Origin of the sequence: Desulfovibrio desulfuricans (assembly GCF_024460775.1) — a bacterium.
Taxonomy (GTDB): Bacteria; Desulfobacterota; Desulfovibrionia; order Desulfovibrionales; family Desulfovibrionaceae; genus Desulfovibrio; species Desulfovibrio desulfuricans_E.
This window is the reverse complement of record NZ_JANFYZ010000053.1, coordinates 1-297: the sequence shown is the minus strand read 5'-3', so window position 1 is coordinate 297 and position 297 is coordinate 1. Positions and strand designations below refer to the sequence as shown.

The 297-nt window shown below is 56.6% G+C and carries 1 protein-coding gene; it reads right to left on the bottom strand.

Annotated elements, in window-relative coordinates:
- The coding region (locus tag NE637_RS15370; RefSeq protein ID WP_256267801.1) for a CbbQ/NirQ/NorQ domain-containing protein at positions 1-297 on the bottom strand (297 nt) is incomplete at both ends.

Below are 297 nucleotides of genomic sequence, written 5' to 3'. Positions count from 1 at the left end.
GATGGGCCAGAGGCTGAAAGCGAACGGTCAGATCACCCCATCGCAGCAAACTGCGCGTGGAGAATGTAACTTCAATGGCGTTGGTCAGATTGCTGGTGGAAGCCTCTCCCATGAAGAGTTTTCGAACCTCATTGGCGTAGTCCACCATCGTGGAGCACAATGATTCGGGCAGCGATGGGAAGCGCCGGGCAAGTAGGCTCTTTTCCACATCGGCAGATGGATAGCACACTTCGCAGATGGTGAAGCGGTCCAGCCATGCAAGGTTCTGCCGCTGGGTGCCCTGGTATAGGCCGGTGT